Origin of the sequence: Xanthobacter aminoxidans (assembly GCF_023571765.1) — a bacterium.
In the GTDB taxonomy this organism is placed as follows: Bacteria; Pseudomonadota; Alphaproteobacteria; order Rhizobiales; family Xanthobacteraceae; genus Xanthobacter; species Xanthobacter aminoxidans.
The window spans coordinates 75,902-95,033 of the sequence record NZ_JAMJXC010000001.1; the positions used below are offsets into that span (position 1 = coordinate 75,902).

Annotated in this window: 17 protein-coding genes; 9 read left to right on the top strand and 8 right to left on the bottom strand. The window is 69.8% G+C overall.

Going from position 1 to position 19,132, the window contains the following annotated elements:
• Window positions 1-2 precede the first annotated feature (2 nt).
• Window positions 3-1,043, bottom strand: a complete 1,041-nt coding sequence (locus EJ105_RS00315) for an efflux RND transporter periplasmic adaptor subunit (RefSeq protein ID WP_347881291.1) — start codon at window positions 1,041-1,043, stop codon at window positions 3-5.
• 51 nt (window positions 1,044-1,094) lie between these two features.
• Window positions 1,095-1,298: a YgaP family membrane protein gene (locus EJ105_RS00320; RefSeq protein ID WP_024281123.1), complete on the bottom strand. Its 204-nt coding sequence runs from the start codon at window positions 1,296-1,298 to the stop codon at window positions 1,095-1,097.
• Window positions 1,299-1,426: 128 nt separating this feature from the next.
• Between EJ105_RS00320 and EJ105_RS00325 the strand changes: the two genes are divergently transcribed.
• Window positions 1,427-1,720: an ArsR/SmtB family transcription factor gene (locus EJ105_RS00325; protein ID WP_029877678.1), complete on the top strand. Its 294-nt coding sequence runs from the start codon at window positions 1,427-1,429 to the stop codon at window positions 1,718-1,720.
• A gap of 229 nt (window positions 1,721-1,949) precedes the next feature.
• Here the strand turns inward: EJ105_RS00325 and EJ105_RS00330 are convergent, their stop codons facing one another.
• Together EJ105_RS00330 and EJ105_RS00335 are read right to left on the bottom strand one after the other, a co-directional pair.
• Entirely contained in the window at window positions 1,950-2,639 is a 690-nt protein-coding gene (locus EJ105_RS00330) for a class I SAM-dependent methyltransferase (protein WP_250164876.1), read from the bottom strand.
• Window positions 2,600-3,019 carry an EVE domain-containing protein gene (locus EJ105_RS00335; protein ID WP_250164877.1) on the bottom strand — a complete coding sequence of 140 codons (420 nt, stop codon included), beginning with the start codon at window positions 3,017-3,019 and terminating at the stop codon, window positions 2,600-2,602. The genes EJ105_RS00330 and EJ105_RS00335 overlap by 40 nt, the downstream gene beginning before the upstream one ends.
• Before the next feature lie 151 nt (window positions 3,020-3,170).
• Between EJ105_RS00335 and EJ105_RS00340 the strand changes: the two genes are divergently transcribed.
• Together EJ105_RS00340 and EJ105_RS00345 are read left to right on the top strand one after the other, a co-directional pair.
• Window positions 3,171-3,470, top strand: a complete 300-nt coding sequence (locus EJ105_RS00340) for an antibiotic biosynthesis monooxygenase family protein (protein WP_250164878.1) — start codon at window positions 3,171-3,173, stop codon at window positions 3,468-3,470.
• Between the two features lie 168 nt (window positions 3,471-3,638).
• Entirely contained in the window at window positions 3,639-4,388 is a 750-nt protein-coding gene (locus tag EJ105_RS00345; protein WP_250164879.1) for a YkgJ family cysteine cluster protein, read from the top strand.
• 289 nt (window positions 4,389-4,677) lie between these two features.
• Here EJ105_RS00345 and EJ105_RS00350 read toward each other — a convergent pair whose 3' ends face one another.
• Window positions 4,678-5,661, bottom strand: a complete 984-nt coding sequence (locus EJ105_RS00350) for an NAD(P)H-dependent glycerol-3-phosphate dehydrogenase (protein WP_347881292.1) — start codon at window positions 5,659-5,661, stop codon at window positions 4,678-4,680.
• A gap of 4 nt (window positions 5,662-5,665) precedes the next feature.
• Window positions 5,666-6,724, bottom strand: coding sequence for a tRNA (adenosine(37)-N6)-threonylcarbamoyltransferase complex transferase subunit TsaD (tsaD, locus tag EJ105_RS00355; RefSeq protein WP_250165194.1), 1,059 nt, complete (start codon window positions 6,722-6,724; stop codon window positions 5,666-5,668).
• Between the two features lie 132 nt (window positions 6,725-6,856).
• Between tsaD and hemC the strand changes: the two genes are divergently transcribed.
• The 5 genes from hemC to lepA all read left to right on the top strand — a co-directional run bounded on the left by hemC (window position 6,857) and on the right by lepA (window position 14,325).
• Complete coding sequence (hemC, locus tag EJ105_RS00360) at window positions 6,857-7,789, top strand: hydroxymethylbilane synthase (protein WP_250165195.1); 933 nt, start codon at window positions 6,857-6,859, stop codon at window positions 7,787-7,789.
• A 138-nt stretch (window positions 7,790-7,927) separates the two neighbouring features.
• On the top strand, window positions 7,928-8,626 hold the full coding sequence (locus tag EJ105_RS00365; protein WP_250164880.1) for a uroporphyrinogen-III synthase: 699 nt from the start codon (window positions 7,928-7,930) through the stop codon (window positions 8,624-8,626).
• A 110-nt stretch (window positions 8,627-8,736) separates the two neighbouring features.
• Window positions 8,737-10,332 (top strand): hypothetical protein, encoded by a 1,596-nt coding sequence (locus EJ105_RS00370; protein ID WP_250164881.1) that lies wholly within the window; start codon window positions 8,737-8,739, stop codon window positions 10,330-10,332.
• Window positions 10,329-12,131, top strand: a complete 1,803-nt coding sequence (locus EJ105_RS00375; RefSeq protein WP_250164882.1) for a heme biosynthesis protein HemY — start codon at window positions 10,329-10,331, stop codon at window positions 12,129-12,131. The genes EJ105_RS00370 and EJ105_RS00375 overlap by 4 nt, the downstream gene beginning before the upstream one ends.
• A gap of 388 nt (window positions 12,132-12,519) precedes the next feature.
• Window positions 12,520-14,325 (top strand): translation elongation factor 4, encoded by a 1,806-nt coding sequence (lepA, locus tag EJ105_RS00380; protein WP_024281111.1) that lies wholly within the window; start codon window positions 12,520-12,522, stop codon window positions 14,323-14,325.
• Between the two features lie 9 nt (window positions 14,326-14,334).
• Here the strand turns inward: lepA and EJ105_RS00385 are convergent, their stop codons facing one another.
• Both EJ105_RS00385 and EJ105_RS00390 read right to left on the bottom strand, forming a co-directional pair.
• A complete protein-coding gene (locus EJ105_RS00385; protein WP_250164883.1) occupies window positions 14,335-15,609 on the bottom strand; it encodes a PepSY-associated TM helix domain-containing protein in 1,275 nt (424 codons plus the stop codon).
• A gap of 5 nt (window positions 15,610-15,614) precedes the next feature.
• Complete coding sequence (locus EJ105_RS00390; RefSeq protein ID WP_250164884.1) at window positions 15,615-17,732, bottom strand: TonB-dependent siderophore receptor; 2,118 nt, start codon at window positions 17,730-17,732, stop codon at window positions 15,615-15,617.
• A 373-nt stretch (window positions 17,733-18,105) separates the two neighbouring features.
• On the opposite strand from EJ105_RS00390, the gene glsA reads away from it, so the two are divergent.
• Window positions 18,106-19,104: a glutaminase A gene (gene glsA, locus EJ105_RS00395; RefSeq protein WP_250164885.1), complete on the top strand. Its 999-nt coding sequence runs from the start codon at window positions 18,106-18,108 to the stop codon at window positions 19,102-19,104.
• Window positions 19,105-19,132 lie beyond the last annotated feature (28 nt).

Below are 19,132 nucleotides of genomic sequence, written 5' to 3' on the forward strand. Positions count from 1 at the left end.
GGTCAGTGCCCCGCCGCGGAGATCACGTCCCCGTCCTTGAGGCCGGTGAGAATTTCCACCCGTTCGCCGTCGTCGCCGGCAAACCGCTCGCCGAGGATGACGGGCACGTCGAGCGGCCCGCCTGCGGTCGAAAGCGTCACATAATCGATGCCGTGCTGGGTCCGGATGAGGGCGGCCGGAACGGCCAGCACCGCGCGCTTGCCGATCTCCACCCACACCAGCGTGCGCTCGTTGACGAAGTAGTTGCCGAGGTCGTTCACCTCCACGTCGGCCATGACGCGGCCGGCGGAAATCTCCGGATAGACCTTCACGATGCGGCCCGGCCGGGCGGTGGCGGGAGAGCCGGCCTTGTCCTGCGAAATGCCGCGCTCGCCGATGCGCACCGTGCCGCCCTCGCGGATGGAGGCGGCGTGACGCTCCGGCAAGGAGAGCCTGAGGTAATAGGGGCCCGAGGCGACGCGGGCGATCTCGTCGCCGGCCAGCACCACGCTGCCGGGCGTCACCGGAACGGTGAGGACGCGGCCATCGGCGGGCGCGATCACGGCGCCCTCGCGGGCACGCTGGAGCACCACCGCGCGGTCGGCCTGCGAGGCCGTGACCTGGTTGGTGGCGACATCGAACTGGGTCTTTGCCGTATCGAGCCGCGCCTGGCTGGCGACGCCGCGGGCGACGAGCTGCTGGGCGCGATCCAGTTCGATCTTCGCATTGTCGAGCTGGGAGGTCAGCTCCTTGATCCTGGCGTCGGCGGCATTGAGAGAGAGGGCGTTCTTGTCGTCCACCACCAGGGCGATCTCGTCGCCCTCCTTCACGCTGTCGCCCTCGGAGACGGAGACGGCACGCACGGTGCCGCCGATGCGGGCGCGGGCGGGCACCACGGTGCGGCTCTTGACCTCGCCGAAGACGCCCTTCAGCTCCGGCACCTCCACGTTGCGCACGGTGAAATCGGCGGCGCGGGCGGTGCCGGGGAAGGCGCCATACGCAGGCAAAAGGGCAGCCATCGCCACCGCGAAGGCCGCGGCGGGCGGGATGAAGCGCAGGGACATGGTGGCTCTCTCTGCCCGGCCTCGCGCCGGGCGGGGGTCAGATTTGGGAGTTCAGGTAAAGGCGACGCCGGGCTTCACGCCCAGCTTCTTCAAGAGGATGGCCGCCGGGCAGAAGCCGGTGACCGACGCCTGCATCAGGTTCGCGCCCACGAAGGCGGTGAGCCAGAAGAAATAGGGCGACACGGTGAGGCCGAGGCCGAGCGACGCCAGCACCATGAAACCCGCAAACATCATGACGATGCGATCGACAGACATTATCCTGCTCCCGAGATCCTGCTTCGTTGAGGCGCTCTTTCGGGCGTCCCTTCCGTGCGGGGCGTCCCGCGTTGCCATTGCATCTAACATTCGATTATCATAAATTCAAGACTATGAATGTTGTCGAGATGATCCCCGCTTCGGAGCGGGCCGCCGAACTGATGCGCAGCCTGTCCCACCCGCAGCGCCTGCTGGTGCTGTGCGCGCTGGTGGACGGCGAGAAATCCGTCGCGCAGCTGCGCGACGAACTCGCCATCGAGCAGGTGCCCATGTCGCAGCAACTCATGCGGCTGAGGTCGGATGGGCTGGTGGAGGCACGTCGCGAAGGCACCAGCGTGTTCTATCGCATCGCGCGCGAGGAGGTGCTGGCGGTGATCGCCGCCCTTCACAAGGCGTTCTGCCCGAACCGGGTGGAGTGCTGAGGGGAGAGCGCGGCGCGGACCGGATGCGTCGCCGAGGGACACAGACCGCTCTCGCGTCCCGGACGCCTGCAGCGGAGCGGAAGGCGAGCCGGGACCCAGCGCAAGGAACCGCCGAAGGCGCTTCCATGCCTGAACACCCCAGGGCATTGCCCGCTGCGCGGTGCTTTTGCGCTGGACCCCGGATCGGCGCTCCGGTTGCGCCGTCGCTTGTCCGGGGAACGGTGCTCATTCACGCCGGCCGCCACACCGCCGTGCGCTTGATCTCCATATCCTCCAGCTCCCGCGTCACCGGAACCGAGTATTCCGCGAGCTTTACCAGCCGGTCCTTGGGCAGATAGGTGCGGCCGGGATCGCCGATGAGCACGGTGGCGCCGCGCGCGGCGAGGGCGAGGAGCCAGGCGAACACCTTCTCCGAAAGATCGCGCTCATAGGCGATGTCGCCGGCGAGCACCGTGTCCCAGCCGTCGTCCCGCCCGATGAGGTCCGCCTGGGTGGGCGAGAGGGCGACGCCGTTCGCCGCCCCATTGAGGGCGATGGCGGCCACCGCGAAGGGGTCGATGTCGGCGCAGGTGACGCCCGCCGCCCCCGCCTTCATGGCGGCGATGCCCACCAGCCCCGAGCCGGAGGCGAAATCCAGCACGCGCCGCCCGCGCACCGTCTCGGGGTGGTCCAGCACATGCCGGGCGAGGGCCTGCCCGCCGGCCCAGGCAAAGGCCCAGAAGGGAGGCGGCAGGCCGAGTTCGCCCAGTTCCTCCTCGGTGCGATGCCAGATGGGCACCGCCTCGTCGGCCACATGCAGCGACACCTCCGGCACCAGAGGCACCGGGCGCAGGCGCGTCTCGGCGCGGATGAAGGCGTTGGGGTCGGTGATGGGGCGGCTCACCCCTTGATGCCGCCCATGGCGCAGACGAGGGACCATTCCTCGTCCGTCACCGGCTGCACCGAGAGGCGGGAGAATTTCATCAGCGCCATTTCGGCGAGGCGCGGCTCGGCCTTCACGGCGGCGAGGGTGACGGGGGTCTTCAGCGGCTTCACCGCCTTGATGTCCACCATCACGAACTTGCCGGTGGGGTCGGAGGGGTCCGGGTAGGCCTCCTTGATGACCTCGACGATGCCGACGATCTCCTTGCCCTCGTTGGAATGGTAGAAGAAGCCGGTGTCGCCGATCTTCATGGCGAGCATCTGCTGCTTGGCGAGGTGGTTGCGCACCCCGTCCCAGTGGGTGCCCTTGGCCCCCGCCTTCACCTGCATCTCCCAGGACCATTTGAAGGGTTCGGACTTGTAGAGCCAGTGGGCCATGGCAATGCTCGCGTTCGCAATCGATGGTTCGGATGTGCCGTTTCCCGCCTTGCTTGGCAAGGCATGATGGCAAGGATTGCGTGTTGCGGCCGAGGCCTTAATGTCCGCCGCCGGCGGCGCGGACGGGCGCCGCACCACGAGGAAACGCACCATGGTCTATGAGATTGCCACGCTCGACATCAAGGAAGGCTCCGAAGCCGCCTTCGAGGCGGCGGTGAAGGAGGCGGCCCCCTATTTCCAGAAGTCGCGCGGCTGCCGCGGCCTGTCGCTGGAGCGCTGCGTGGAGACGCCCTCGCGCTATTACCTCGTGGTCACCTGGGACAGCGTGGAGGACCACATGGTCCACTTCCGCAATTCGCCCGAATTCCAGGAATGGCGCCGCCTCGCCGGCCCCCACTTCGCCAATCCGCCGTCGGTGGAGCACACCAGCGTGACGGCCACCTACTTCTGATCGCGGTCCCGCCCCCTCCGGCAGGGGGCGGGCCCCTACGCAGTTTCCCGGACTTGTTGGCTATTCCCGATCGTACATAGCTTGTTCCATCTCAATGCTCCGGCGCACGCCCTTTGCCAGCGTGCCGGATCGCCCGTTTGGGGCGCGACGCATTTTTGGAGGCTTGCCGTGGCGATCGCTTCCGGGACGGACCCCGCGTCCGATGGTCCTGCCGCCTTTTTCCGTGCCCAGCATGCCGCGTTCGGCGCGACCCTCGGCGCCCATGCGGGCTCGGCCGAGCTCGTCGACCGCATCTGGATGCAGGCCTTCTCCAGCTACGAGCACAACGTAACGGAACAGACGAAGGATCTGCCGCCGCTCGCCTGCCACAAGGGATGCGGCACCTGCTGCCGCATCCAGGTGGCGGCCACCATGCCCGAGGTGCTGATGGTGGCGCGCTATGTCCGCACCATGGCCGAGGGCTTCCGCAAGGTGGGCATTGACCTTCCCGCCCGCCTCGCCGCCGCGCAGGCCACCGCGCCCGCCGCCTCCGGCACCATGGCGCTGGGCGGGGAATGCCCGTTCCTCGCCGAGGGCATCTGCGTGATCTATCCGGTGCGCCCGCTGGCCTGCCGCGGCCACGTCTCCTTCGATGCGGAGGCGTGCATCGCCGCGCTGGAAGGCGAGGCGGACGAGGTGCCGGTCTCCGAATCCCATCGCACGGTGCGGGCGCTGGTGCAGGGGGCGCTGCAATCGGCCCTGCGGGATGCCGGCAAGCCGTGGGCGCTCTACGACCTGCTCGGCGCCCTGCGCATCGCGCTCGCCCACCCCGACGCCGAGGCCGCCTTCCGCGCCGGCGAGGATGTGCTGGACCCCGCCATCATCGCTCATGTGAGCCGCGAGGAGATGGGCCGCACCTTCGACCGGCTGAAGGCCTGAAGCCCGCGCGGCGTCTGAGCGAGACGGCCCATAAAGCCCGCGCGGCGCCTGAGCGAAGGCAGCGAACAAAGCCCGCGCGACTTCATCCCCCTGTCATCGCCCGCCTTGTGCGGGCGATCCACCGAGCCGCCAGAAGAGTGCCCGGCCTGCGAGAACCGGACGCGCGGATGGGTGGATCCCCCGGACGAGCCGGGGGATGACGCTTGTGAAGGGGCGATGACGGCGTGAACACCGAGCCGGGGGATGACGGCTGTGAGAGGCGGCACGGGCTCCGGCCTCCACCTTTCGCTCACTCCGCCCTTTGCGGCCTCGCCATCAGCGCCTCGATGGCGCCGTCGATACCGAGGCGGCCGGCGAGCACGGCGTCCACGGCGGCGCTGACGGGAACGTCCACGCCCTTGGCCGCCGCCATCTCCACCAGCACGCTGGCGGTGAAGGCGCCTTCCGCCAGCTTTCCCGCCACCGCCTCCCCCGCCCCCAGCGCGCGGCCGAAGGCAAAGTTGCGCGATTGCGGGCCGGAGGTGGTGAGGATCAGGTCGCCGAGGCCGGACAGGCCGGTAATCGTCTCCGGCCGCGCGCCATAGGCGGCGCCGAAGCGCATGAGTTCGGCAAAGCCCCGCGCCACCAGAGCGGCGGCGGCGCTGGCCCCGAGCCGTCGCCCGGCGACGATGCCGGCGGCAATGGCCAGCACATTCTTCGCCGCCCCGCCGATCTCGGCGCCGCGCACATCGGTGGAGTGGTAGAGCCGCAGCGTGGAGGAGCCGAGGGCCTGCGCAAGGTCCTTCGCCAGCGCGCCGTCGCCCGCCGCCAGCGTCACCGCCGTGGGGAGGCCCGCCGCCACGTCGGTGGCGAAGCTGGGGCCGGAGAGCACGGCGGGGCGGGCGCCGGGCAGGGCCTCGGCGATCACCTCGCTCATGAAGGCGCGGGTGCCGCGCTCGATGCCCTTCGCGCAGCAGATGACGGGCAGTCCCGCCGGCACGCGGGCGCCGAGATGCCCCAGCGCCTCCCGGCAGGCCTGCGCCGGCACCACCAGCAGCACGGCGTCGCAATCGGCGATCAAATCGAGGTCGGAGACGGGGGAGACGGCGGGATCAAGCGCGATGCCCGGCAAATCCGCCCGGTTCTCGCGGGCCGCCGCCATGTCGGCCATGGCCTGCGCGTCGCGCCCCCACAGCACCACCTCGCGCCCGGCGCGGGCGGCGGCATTGGCGAGGGCGGTGCCCCAGGCACCCGCGCCCATCACGCCGATGCGGCGAAAGCTGGAACCCGACACCGTGTCAGGCCCGCGCGGTGGCGGAGGCGGCGGCCGCCGGATCGAGCGGCCAGCGGGCGCGCGGGCTCACGTCGAGGCGGTCCCGGATGCCACGGGCGAGCCGTTCGGCTCCGGCCCAGGCGATCATGGCGCCATTGTCGGTGCACAGCACCGGCGCCGGCATGGCGAAGCGGGTGTTCAGCTCCGCCGCCACCTTGGCGAGGCTCTCGCGGATCATGCCGTTGGCGGCGACGCCGCCGGCCACCACCAAAGCGGTGGGGCCGCGCCCCAGCCGGTCGCGGAAGGCGCGGGCGCCGGCGCGCACGCGGTCGGCGATGAGGTCCACCACCGCCGCCTGGAAGCTGGCGCACAGATCCGCCACGTCCTCGTCCGAGAGCGGGGCGAGGCGATCCGCCTCCAGCCGCACCGCGGTCTTGAGGCCGGAAAGGGAGAAATCTGGCTCGCGCCGCCCCATGAGCGGGCGCGGAAAGGCGAAGCGGGCGGAATAGCCGTGCTTGGCCTGCTCCTCCACCTGTGGGCCGCCCGGATAGGGCAGGCTCAGCATCTTCGCCACCTTGTCGAAGGCTTCGCCCACCGCATCGTCCAAAGTGGTGCCAAGGCGGGTGTATTTGCCCACATCCTCGATGGCGAGAAGCTGGGTGTGCCCGCCGGAGACGAGGAGCAGCAGGTAGGGGAAGGCGACGCCATCGGTGAGGCGGGCGGTGAGGGCGTGGGCTTCCAGATGGTTCACCGCCACCAGCGGCTTCTTGGCCGCCAGCGCGATGGCCTTGGCGGTGGTGAGGCCGACGATGACCCCGCCGATGAGGCCGGGGCCGGCCGCCGCCGCGATGCCGGACAGCTCGGAATAATCCACGTTCGCCTGCCGCATGGCCTCGGCGATCACATGGTCCAGCACCTCCACATGGGCGCGCGCCGCGATCTCCGGCACCACGCCGCCATAGGGCGAATGGATTTCCACCTGCGAGCGGATGACGTTGGAGCGGATGTCCGACGCGCCCGAGGGCGAGCGCGTCACCACCGCGGCCGACGTCTCGTCGCACGTGGTCTCGATGCCGAGCACCATGAGATCGGGCAAACTCACATCCTCCAAGGCTATTGCACGCCGCCATTGCGCTGCGCCGCAACGCCGCCTATCCCGTTTCGAATCCCTCGCGCATTCTACGCATCCCTGAACGAGAATACGAAATTGGAAGAAATGTCCGGCGGAAAATCCCCTGTTCTGCGCATCGGCACCCGTGGCAGCCCGCTTGCTTTGTGGCAGGCCCATGCGGTGCAGGCGGCCCTGGCTGAGGCGCTGAACGTCGCGCCCGCCGAGGTCGCCGTCGAGGTCATCCGCACCACCGGCGACCAGATCCAGGACCGGGCATTGTCCGAGGCCGGCGGCAAAGGGCTCTTCACCAAGGAGCTGGAGGAAGCGCTGCTGGACGGCCGCGTGGACCTCGCCGTGCATTCCGCCAAGGACGTGGCCACCTACCTGCCCGAGGGCCTGCACCTCGCCGGCTACCTGCCGCGCGCCGATGTGCGCGATGCGTTGATCCTGAAATCCGGCGCCGGTCTCGCCGATCTGCCGGCCGGCGCGCGGGTGGGCACCGCCTCGCTCCGGCGGGAGGCGCAATTGCGGCGCCTGCGGCCGGACCTCAAGGTCGAATTGCTGCGCGGCAACGTCCACACCCGCCTCGCCCGGGTGCGGGACGGGGATTTCGACGGCACGCTTCTCGCCCTCGCCGGCCTCACCCGGCTCGGCCTCGCCGACGTGGCGAGCGCGGTGCTGGCGACATCGGAGTTCCTGCCGGCGGTAGGGCAGGGGGCCGTGGCCATCGAATGCCGCGTGCATGACCCCGCCACCAATGCCGCCATCGCCGCCATCGCCTGCCGCGACACCGGCATCGCGCTGGCCGCCGAGCGCGCGTTCCTGACCGCGCTTGATGGCTCCTGCCGCACCCCCATCGCCGGCCTTGCCAAGGTGGAGGGCGACCAGGTGCGCCTCTCCGGCCTCGTCATGACGCCCGATGGCTCGGACGCGGCGGAAGCCTCCGGTGCGGCACCCATTGCCGATGCCGCCGCGCTCGGCACGGCGCTCGGCACCGAGCTGCGCGCCAGTGCCCCGGCGAGAGCGCTGGGATTGTGAGTTTCCGGCGCGGTCCTTTCGGTCGCGCCGGAGTTCGGGTTTCGGGCGCGGCTTCCGCCGCGTCCGGTGTTTTTCGGCGCGGCAGGTGTCGCGTCGGCCGTTGTTCTGCCCCGTTCTTCCGCTCGATTGATTCTTCAGATGCATGTTCTCGTCACAAGGCCGCTGCCCGCGGCGAACCAGACCGCCAAGCGTCTTAAGGCGCTGGGGCATGACGTGACCGTCGATCCCATGCTGCGGATCGCCCCCACCACGACACCATTGCCGGACCGCCCGTTCGATGCGGTGGCCTTTACCTCCATCAACGGGGTGACGGCCTTCGCCGCCCACCCGGACGGAAAGCGCTTCCTGCATCTGCCGGCCTTCGCGGTGGGGCCGCGCACGGCCAAGGAGGCCCGCGCCATCGGCTTTGCCAGCGTCACCGACTGCGACGGCGACGCCTCGGCGCTGGCCGGACGCATCGCGGCGGTGCTCCCGTCCGGTGCGCGGGTGCTGAATCCGGCGGGGGAGGACCGCGCCGCCGATCTCGCCGGCCTGCTCGCCGCCCCCGGCATCTCGCTGGATCTCGCCATCGTCTATGCCGCCGAGCCGGCCGATGCGTTGAGCGAAGAGGCCCGCGCGGCGCTGGCGAGCGGAACCGTTAAGGCCGCGCTGCACTTCTCCCAGCGAACGGTAAAGACGCTGCTCAGGTGCGTCGAAGGCGCGGGGCTTAACGACACGTTGACCGGTGTGAGGGAACTGTGCCTTTCCGAGCAGGTGGCCGAGCCGTTCGTTCGCAAGGGTCTGGCGGTGGAGGTCGCCGCCGCGCCCAATGAGGACGCGCTGTTCGCGCTGCTGTGACGCGGCTGTGAGGGACGGGGGCGGGCGCCGCGGTTGCGGCCCGGCCCCGGCCGGTCTATCCCGGTCCCGAAGACGGGTCCGAACCCAATAGGGAGGCACGAGCGACGCCGATGGCCACCAATACGCCGGCGAGCGACGATCCGAAGGCGGAGAACTTCTCCTCCCGACCGCCCCGCACCCCGCCCACGCTCGATCTGAAGGCGCAGGAAATCGCGTCCGAGCCCAAGCCGGCTGCTCCGGCGGCCCAGAAGCCCGCGGCCGGTGCCGCGCCGGCCGAGGCGGCCAAAGCCACTGGCCCGAGCACTGGCGCTCCCGCAGGCGACGCGACCGCCAAAGACGCGCCCGGCAAAAGCGCAGCGTCCAGCGCTGCGGCCGGAAAGAGCGCCGAGCAGGTCGCGGAGACTGAGGTGGGCAAGGAGGCCGAAGCCGAGGCTGAAGCCAAGAGTGACGCCCCCACCCCGTCCCAGCCCTCGCCGGAGCCCCCCCGCAAGGGCGGCGGCGGCACCGTGTTCGCGGCGCTGATCGCCGGCCTCATCGGCGGTGGCGCGGCGGCCGGCGGGCTCTGGTATGCCCTGCCGATCCTCTATCCGCCCACCCCGGTGGCCGCGCCGAAGGTGGATCTCTCGCCGCTCCAGTCGCGCATCGCCGCGCTGGAGGCCCGGCCCGCCGTCGATCCCCGGGCCATCGCCGCCCTCTCCGAGCGACTCGATCGCGACGAGGCCGCACTGAAGGCGGTGCAGGAGGCCCTCGCCGGGTTGAAGGCCGCCCCGGCCTCCGCGGCGCCGGCCCCATCTGCTGCGCCCGCCATCCCCCCGGCGCTTGTGAAAAGCGTGGACGATCTCAAGACCGCCGCCGAGCAGGGCCGCGAGGCGCTGGCCGCCCTGCGCCGTGACGTGGATGCGCTGAAGGGCAGCGACAGCGCCCTGCGCACGGCGGTCGCCGCCGCCACCACCGGCACCCGCGAGGCCGGCGCGAAGGTGGAGGCTCTGGCCCCGCAGGTGCAGGCGCTCATCGGTGCCACCCAGTCGCTCGCTCCGCAGGTGCAGGCCCTCGCCACCCAGACCCAGGCCCTCGGGCCGCAGGTGCAGGGGCTGGAGAAGCAGGCTGAGGCCATCGGCCCCCGCTTCGACGCGTTGAAGAAGCAGATCGAGGAGGCGAGCGCCGCCGCGACCCAGTTCAACCGCACGGCCTCCAGCCTCGTGGTGGTCGCGGCCTTCCGCGATGCGGTGGTCTCCGGCCGCCCCTTCGCCGCCGAACTCGCCGCCGCCCGCGCCACGCTCGGCGCGAATGCCGGCCAGCTCGACGCCTTCGCCGCTTCCGCCGAGAAGGGCTTCGCGCCCTCCGCCGCGCTGGCCGCCCGCCTCGCGCAGGAAGGCGCCGCCGCCCTCGGTGCCGCCGCGCCCGCCCCGGCGAATACCAGCGCCTCGCTGATGGACCGGCTGATGTCCTCGGCAGAAAACCTCGTGAAGGTGCGCCCCGCCACCGGCCCCGGCTCGGTGGATTCGGAAGGGCTCCTCGGCACCGCCGTCACCCAGGTGCGCGCCGGCCAGCTCGACGAGGCCCTGAAGACGTTGAAACAGCTGCCCGACAGCGTGCAGCAGCGCCTCGCCGTCCTCCGCGACATCGAGGCGCGGGCCGCCGCGGTCAAGGCCGCCGGATCTCTCTTCCAGCAGCAGCTGGCTGCCATTTCGGGGAAGGTGCCGTGATCCGCCTCGTCCTGCTCCTCATCCTCCTCGCCGCCGCCGCCTTCGGCGTCTCCTGGCTCGCCGACCGGCCGGGCGAGATCGCCGTGGTGTGGGAGGGCTGGCGGGTGGAAACCACCGTGCCGGTGGCCCTCGCGGTCATCGCTGTGGTCTCCGGCGTGCTGCTGCTGCTGTGGCGGCTGCTCTCGCTGCTCGTCCGCTCGCCCAAGCTGATCGCCGCCTTCTCCCGCCGTCGCAAGCGCGAGAAGGGCTGGCAGGCGGTGTCGCGCGGCCTGCTCGCGGTGGGCATCGGCGACAACGCCGCCGTCCGGCAGGCGCGCCATGACGCCGCGCGGCTCCTGCCGCACGAGCCGCTGACCCATCTCCTCACCGCCCAGGCCGCCCAGCTCGACGGCAAGCCGGAGGTGGCCATCGCCGCCTTCCGCGCCATGGTGGACGATCCCTCCACCCGCCTGCTCGGCCTGCGCGGCCTGCACATGGAAGCCCGCAAGGCCGGCGACAAGGCCGCCGCCTATGCCATCGCCGAGGAGGCCGCATCCGCCGCCCCGACGCTCGGCTGGGCCGCCGATGCGGTGATCGAGGCGCGCTGCGCCGCCGGGGACTATGCCGGCGCCCGCACGGTGCTCGAACGCCAGATGGCGCAGAAGGGCATCGACAAGGCCCAGTACAAGCGCCGCCGCGCCGTGCTGCTCGCCGCCGAGGCCATCGCGCTGGAACAGACCGACCCGCTGGTCGCCCGCGAGAAGGCGGTGGAGGCGGTGCGCCTCGCCCCCACCCTCGTGCCCGCCGCCGCCTGCGCCGGCCGCCTGCTGGGCGCCGCCGGGGAATTGCGCAAGGCGGCGAAGATCGTCGAGACCGCGTTCGCCGCCAACCCGCACCCGGAACTCGCCGACGTGGAGGCGTATCTGCGCCCCGGCGATGCGGCCCTCGACCGGCTCAAGCGCATCCGTACCCTCGCCAACAAGGCGCCCTCCCAGCGGGAAAGCGCCATCGCGCTCGCCCGTGCGGCCATCGATGCGCAGGAATTCCGCCAGGCCCGCCTCGTGCTGGAGCCGCTGCTGGACGATCCCAGCCAGCGCGTCTGCCTGCTCATGGCGGAGCTGGAAGCGGCCGAGCATGCCGATATCGGCAAGGCCCGCGAGTGGACCGCCCGCGCCGTGCGCGCCAATCGCGATCCCGCCTGGATCGCCGATGGCGTGGTCTCCGACCGCTGGGCGCCGGTGTCGCCGGTGTCCGGCCGGCTCGACGCCTTCGTGTGGGAGGTACCGCCCGGCGTCTCCGCCACCCCGATCCTGGAGCACGAGGCCGAGCGGGTGAAGGCGGCCATCGCCGCCGTCCGCGCCAGCGAGGACGCCAAGATCGCCGAGCAGAAGAAGATCGCGGAGCAGAAGCTGGCCGAGCTGAAGGCCGTGGAGACGAAGGCGGCGGAGACTGCTGCGGCGGAGGCTGCCACCTCCGGAGCGGCGGTGGTGGTGTCCGAGGCGCCCGTGCCGCCTGAGCCCGTCGCCGCTGGTGCGGCCCCCGCCTCGAAAATTACCGACCCCAAAACGCCCGATCCCAAGGCCGGCAAGGCCGCGGAGCCGGTGCCGGTCATCCTCGCCCCGCCCGCCGGCAATGGCGCGGACAGTGCCCGCGCCCGGGCGAGGCAGAACGGCAAGCCCGAGACCGGCAGGCCCGAGAACGCAAAGAAGGCCGACGCCATCGTCGCCCTGCCGCCTTTGCCTGATGATCCCGGCCCCGAGGCGGACGCGACGGAGGAACCCGACCCGACCTCCAAGTCCCGCCGCCTGATGGGGCTGTGAGCGCCGCTGAGGACGATCCCGCCGGTTTCCCTTCTCCCCTCGCGGGAGAAGGTGGCGCGCGGCGCAGCCGCGTGACGGATGAGGGGGCTGGCTCAGGTCCTCACAATACGGGATGGGCGGAGAAACACCCCTCACCCCAACCCTCTCCCGCCCAAACTCGGCTTTTGCCGAGTTTGGCTCGTGGAGTTCGAAGCCGGCTATAGCCGGCTTCGATGGGAGAGGGGGCGCTGACGGGGAGTCTGGCACTCTCATTCTGATCGGGAATGAACCACCCTTCCCCTCTCCCCTCGCGGGAGAAGGGCGCGCAAGCCGGCCGTTGGGTGTCCCGGCGCGACCCTAATCGCGCCTTCGCCTTGTGGCCGCCCCGCGCCGATGCTATGCGGCGCGGATGACCGCCAGCGCCCAGAAGCACATCCGCAACTTCTCCATCGTCGCCCATATCGACCACGGGAAGTCGACCCTCGCCGACCGCCTGATCCAGATCACCGGCGGGCTCTCCGAGCGCGAGATGACGGAGCAGGTGCTCGACAGCATGGATATCGAGCGCGAGCGCGGCATCACCATCAAGGCGCAGACGGTCCGCCTCTCCTACAAGGCCAAGGACGGCGAGACCTACGTCCTCAACCTCATCGACACCCCCGGCCACGTGGACTTCGCCTACGAGGTGAACCGCTCGCTCGCCGCCGTGGAGGGTTCGCTGCTGGTGGTGGACGCCTCCCAGGGCGTGGAGGCGCAGACGCTCGCCAACGTCTACCAGGCCATCGACAACAACCACGACATCGTGCCGGTCCTCAACAAGGTGGACCTGCCCGCCGCCGAGCCGGAGAAGGTGAAGGCGCAGATCGAGGACGTGATCGGCCTCGACGCGTCGGACGCCATCGGCATCTCCGCCAAGACCGGCCTCAATGTCGATCAGGTGCTGGAAGCCATCGTCACCCGCCTGCCGCCCCCCATGGGCGACCGCGATGCGCCGCTGAAGGCGCTGCTGGTGGACAGCTGGTACGACACCTATCTCGGCGTCGTGGTGCTGGTGCGCATCATCGACGGCGTGCTCAAGAAGGGCCAGCGCATCAAGATGATGGCCGCCGACGCCACCTATGACGTGGACCGGGTGGGCGTGTTCACCCCCAAGATGGTGGTGCTGAACGAGCTGGGACCGGGCGAGATCGGCTTCCTCAACGGCTCCATCAAGGAAGTGGCGGACACCCGCGTCGGCGACACCATCACCGAGGAAAAGCGCCCCTGCGCGGAGATGCTGCCGGGCTTCAAGCCGGCGCAGCCGGTGGTGTTCTGCGGCCTGTTCCCGGTGGATGCGGCCCAGTTCGAGGATCTGCGCGCCGCCATGGGCAAGCTGCGCCTCAACGACGCCAGCTTCTCCTTCGAGATGGAGACCTCGGCCGCGCTCGGCTTCGGCTTCCGCTGCGGCTTCCTCGGGCTGCTGCACCTGGAGATCATCCAGGAGCGGCTGGAGCGCGAGTTCAACCTCGACCTGATCGCCACCGCCCCTTCGGTCATCTACCAGATCGAGATGACGGACGGCACGACCATCGACCTGCACAACCCGGCCGACATGCCGGACGTGGTGAAGATCGAGGAGATCCACGAGCCGTGGATCCGCGCCACCATCCTCACCCCGGACGATTATCTCGGCAGCGTGCTCAAGCTCTGCCAGGACCGGCGCGGCAACCAGATCGAGCTCACCTATGTGGGCGCGCGCGCCATGGTCACCTATGACCTGCCGCTGAACGAGGTGGTGTTCGATTTCTACGACCGGCTGAAGTCCATCTCCAAGGGCTACGCCTCGTTCGACTACCAGATCACCGAATACCGTCCCGGCGACCTCGTGAAGATGTCCATCCTCGTCAATGCCGAGCCGGTGGACGCCCTCTCCATGCTGGTCCACCGCACGCGGGCCGAGGCGCGCGGCCGGGTGATGTGCGAGAAGCTGAAGGATCTCATCCCCCAGCACCTCTTCAACATCCCCATCCAGGCCGCCATCGGCGCCAAGATCATCGCCCGCGAGACCATCAAGGCCCTGCGCAAGGACGTGACCGCCAAGTGCTACGGCGGCGACATCACCAGAAAGCGCAAGCTTTTGGACAAGCAGAAGGAAGGCAAGAAGAAGATGCGCCAGTTCGGCAAGGTGGAGATTCCGCAGGAAGCCTTCATCGCCGCGCTGAAGATGGACGAGTGAGCAGGGGGCTCACTCCGCCGGCATCACCCTGGTCCGGGCGGCGGCTGCCTTCGCCTTCCCCTTCCGGCCCACGCGCCCCTTGCGCTTCATCCACCACACCGCGACGCCGGTGATGGCGAGGCCGGCGATCACCACGCCCATCACCGCGATGATGATGCGCCCGGTGAGGCCGAAGATGCGGCCGGAATGGATGGGGAACTGGAGCTGGAGGAACACATCCCCGGCCGAGCCCACGCCCGGCAGGTTGGCGCTCCTGAAGGCGCCCGTCGCGCCGTCGAAATAGAGCCAGCGCGTGTCCATGGGATCATCGTGGTCGCCGAAGGCGACGCCGAACACGCCGTAATGGGGCGAGTAGAAGATCTCGCTGGCCGGCTCCTGCCAGCCGCGGGCCCGCGCCTCCTTGAGCCCCGCCTCCAGCACCGTGTCGAACGGCAGGGTGCGCTCGCGCAGGGGCGCCAGCGGGGCGCCGGAGAAGGGTGTGGGCGTGAGCTTCGAGAACAGCCCCACCACCGGCTCCACCACCTCCTGCCGCAGGTTCATCGCCACCGAGGACAGCGCGAGGGCGATCAGCACCACGAACAGCCAGAGCCCGGCCGCGCGGTGCCAGTCGAGGTTCAGGCGGAAGGCGCTGCCGCCCTTAATGGTGAAGGCGGGGCGCCATTTGGCGAGGAACGGCCGCCCGCGCGGCAGGGTGAGCGCGAAGCCGACGAAGCCGTCCACCAGCCACAGCAGCGCCACCACCCCCATGAACAGCACGCCATAGACGCCCGGCAGGCTGAGGTTGTGGTGGAACTCGTAGAGGAAGGGCATCACCTTCAGCGCGGAGAAGCAGCAGGCGCCCCACAGGCGCGCGGCCAGCACCTCGCCGCTCACCGGGTCCACCTGGAAGCTGTCGGCGGGAATGTCCATGGCCTCGCCGGTGGCGGGATCGATGGGGCCCATGGCGGCGACATCAGCCGGATGACCTGCCGGCGCCAGCGCCATGTACCACACCCGCCCGTCGGGATGGCGGGCCTCCACCGCCCGCGCCAGCGCGTCGGGCGAGAGCGGCGTGCCCGCCGCAGTGGCGCGGTAGGCCGAGGGGTTCAGCCACTCGTCCAGCTCGTGGTGGAAGGCGAGCACGCTGCCCGTCAGCCCCGCCACCACCAGGAACAGCGCCGTGGAGAGGCCGAGGATGCGGTGCGCCCACACCAGAGCCGGGCGCAGGCTGAAGGGTTTGGCGGGTGCGGGTTTGGCGGGCGCAGTCTTGGCTGCTGCGGGCTTGGCAGGCGCCGGCTTCGTCACGGCGCTCACCAGCGATAGCGCACGGAGGCGATCACCGAGCGTCCCTGCTGCCAGTACCAATAGCCCTCGTTCAGCAGCGCGTTCTGCTGGCCGAAGATGTTCTTGCCGTTCAGCTGGAACTTCCAGTTGTCCTTTTCGTAATAGAGCGCGGCGTCCACCGGATATTGCGCGCCGTTCTTGTAGAGATTGTTGGTATCCGACCAGAACGGGCCGATGTAGCGGATGCCGGCGCCCACGCCGAAGCCCTTCCAGTCGCCGTCCTGCACCGTGTACTTGGCCCAGAGCGAGGCGATGTGCGCCGGCATGTTGGGCGGCGTGTTGCCGATGGTGGGACGGTCGAGGCTGTTGATGATCTCGCCCTGGGTGAAGGTGTAGGCGGCGGTGAGGTCCAGCCCCTGCGCCAGCTCCACCAGCGCCTCCGCCTCGAAGCCGCGCACGCGCACGTTGCCCACCGGGAGATAGAAGAAGCTCACCGGGTCCGGCACGGCGTAGTTGTTCTGGGTGATCTGGTAGGCGGAGAGGGTGAAGAAGCTGCGCCCGCCGGTGGGCTGGTACTTCACGCCCGCCTCGTACTGCTCGCCGCTGGAGGGCTCCAGCAGCTGGCCGCTCTGGTCCACGTTGATGGAGGGCAGGAAGGAGGTGGCGTAGCTCACATAAGGCGAGACGCCGTTCTCGAACGCATAGAGCAGGCCCGCCTGCCAGGTGAAGGCCTGGTCGTCGCGGTTGGCGGTGTCGATGCCGAAGCTGCTCTGGGTGGTGGAGGCGAAATCCTGCCGCCCGCCGATGAGGAAGCGCCAGCCGTTGCCGAATGCCATCTGGTCCTGGAGATAAAGCCCCACCTGGTTGAGGCCCGCGCCGTCGCGCGAGGTGATGGCCGGCATCACGAGGAGGTTGGGCACGTCGGGGTTGAAGATGTTCACGTCCCCCGCCGGCCCGTCGCCCATGCCGTAGGAGCTGTCCAGCCAGAGATAGTCCACGCCGCCCAGCACCTTGTGCTCGACGGGGCCGGTGGTGAACTTGGCCTGCAGCTGGTTGTCGGCCTGGAAGCTGTTGACGGTCTCGACGTAGTTGGTCGCCGTCATGGAGATGAGCGGCCCGTTGACCACGCCGTTGGCGTCCATCCACATGCTGTGGTTGTCGATATGGCCGTAGCGGACGTTCTGCTTGGCGCTCCACACGTCGTTGAAGTCGTGCTCCAGCTGGTAGCCGATCTGCTCCTGCGTCTGCTGGATGGCGTTGTAGGTGGTCCCCATGGGGATCTTGGTGAGCTGGGTCGGGGTCTGCCAGTACTGGGTGTTCGAGGGCGTGCGGCTGTCCAGCACGCTGCCGAGGATGGTGAGGCGCGTGGTGTCGTTCTGGAACGTCACCGAGGGGGCGAGGAACAGGGCGTTGTTGGTGCTGTAGCTCACCGTGCCGTCGGCGGCGCGGGCGACGCCGGTGAGGCGGTAGAGCACGCTGCCGTCCGTCGTGGCGCGGCCGCCCACGTCGAACGCGGCCTGCGACCATGCGGGATCGCCGAGCTGGCCTTCCACTTCCGCGAAGGGCGTGTCCACCGGCATCTTGGAGATGCGGTTGATGAGGCCGCCCGGCACCGTCTGGCCATAGAGCACGCTGGCGGGCCCCTTGATCACGTCGATGCGTTCGAGGCCGTAGGTCTCGGTGCGCCAGGAGGCGAAATTGGCGCTGGGCTGGGCGAGGCTGTCGCGGAAATTGCCGCGCGCCGACACCGAGAAGCCGCGGATGTAGATGTCGTCGAAGCGCGGATCATAGCCATAGGAGCCGGTGAGCACGCCCGCCGTGTAGGAGACGGCGTCCACCACGTTCTGGACGCCCCGGTCGTCCATCTCCTGCCGCGTGACCACGGAGACGGAACGTGGCGTGTCGATGAGCGGGGTGTCGGTCTTGGTGCCGGCGCCGGAGCGGGTCGCCACATAGCCGTCCACCGGCCCCCAGGCGGTCTCGGCCACGCCCTCCACCGTTACCGTGGGCAGGGCGACGGACGGCGCCGCCTCCTGCGCCCGCGCCGTGCCCAAGGCGAAGGGCGCGACCAGGGCCGAAGAGACCAGGGCCGAAGAGACCAGCAGGGATTTGGCTGTAACTGCAAGTGTCGAGAAGGGCCCCACCGCGTGACTATGCCGGCTTGCGCCACTGGATTGGCCGTTGTTCCGACGGCGGGCCCGGGGCGGAGAGACTGTATAAACGGACATTTCGGGCTCGGGGCAATTGGGACTACTTTATGATATTTTATTAATCAGATACCGCTGGGGCAATAAGCAGGGTGGTGTCGCGCATAATATTGGATTGTCTACAAACGATAACGTTTCTGATCTGTGGACTGGTTTGAAATAGACTAATTCCAGTCCGAGCCTTTTCCTCCTTATGGCGCAAAGCACTGGGCACGCCGGACCCGTCCGCCGTGGCACAGCTTGTGCTTCGCTCGCCGGGACGGCCCCGCGGACCCGTGGTCCAGGTGCGCGGCCCGCAAGGGGGATAAAGATGGATACGAGCCCGCACGCGGCTCCCGCCGCGCCGGTCGGCCACGGGCTTCAGACGGTGGTGCGCCACACCTATGAGCGCACCCGCGCCGACACCTCCGGCGCGCTCGCCGACTACATTCCCGAACTCGCGCGGGTGGACCCGGACCGCTTCGGCATCGCCGCCGTGTCGGTGGAGGGGGAGGTGGTCGCGGTGGGGGATGCCGACGTGGCGTTCACCATCCAGTCGATTTCCAAGGCATTTGCCTTTTGTCTCGCCCTCGATGTGGCCGGCCGCGACAAGGTGCTCTCCCGCGTCGGAGTGGAGCCCTCGGGGGATGCCTTCAACGCCATCGTCTTCGATGCCGACACCAACCGGCCGTTCAACCCCATGGTGAATGCCGGGGCCATCACCGTTTCCGGCCTGCTGGTGGAACATCTCGGCGACGAGGCGCTGGAGTTCGTTCTGGATCGCTTCTCGGCGGCGGCGGGGCGGCGGCTCGCGGTGGACGAGGCGGTGTTCCGCTCGGAGGCGGAGACGGCCCACCGCAACCGCGGCATCGCGCACCTCCTCACCAGCGCCGGCGCGCTCACCGCCGGGGTGGACGCGACGCTGGACCTCTATTTCCGCCAGTGCTCCATTTTGGTGACGGCCAGCGACCTCGCCCGCATGGGGGCGACTTTGGCCAATATCGGTGAGAACCCGCTCACCGGCACGACGGCCTTCGCGGTGGATGCGGTGCGCGCCACGCTGGCCGTGATGTTCACCTGCGGGATGTACAATTTCGCCGGCAACTGGGCCTTCGACGTGGGCGTGCCGGCCAAGAGCGGGGTGGGCGGCGGCATCCTCGGGGTGGTCAACCGCCAGCTCGGCATCGCCACCTATTCACCGCGGCTCGACGGGCGCGGCAATTCCGTGCGCGGCATCGCCGCCTTCCGGGAACTGGCCGAGGAACTGGGCCTGCACGTGTTCGACCCCACCAACCGGGGGTCCGCCATGCTCAGCGCCCTCGGGCGCTGAGCCATGCTTTGGTTTTTTGCCGCCTTCG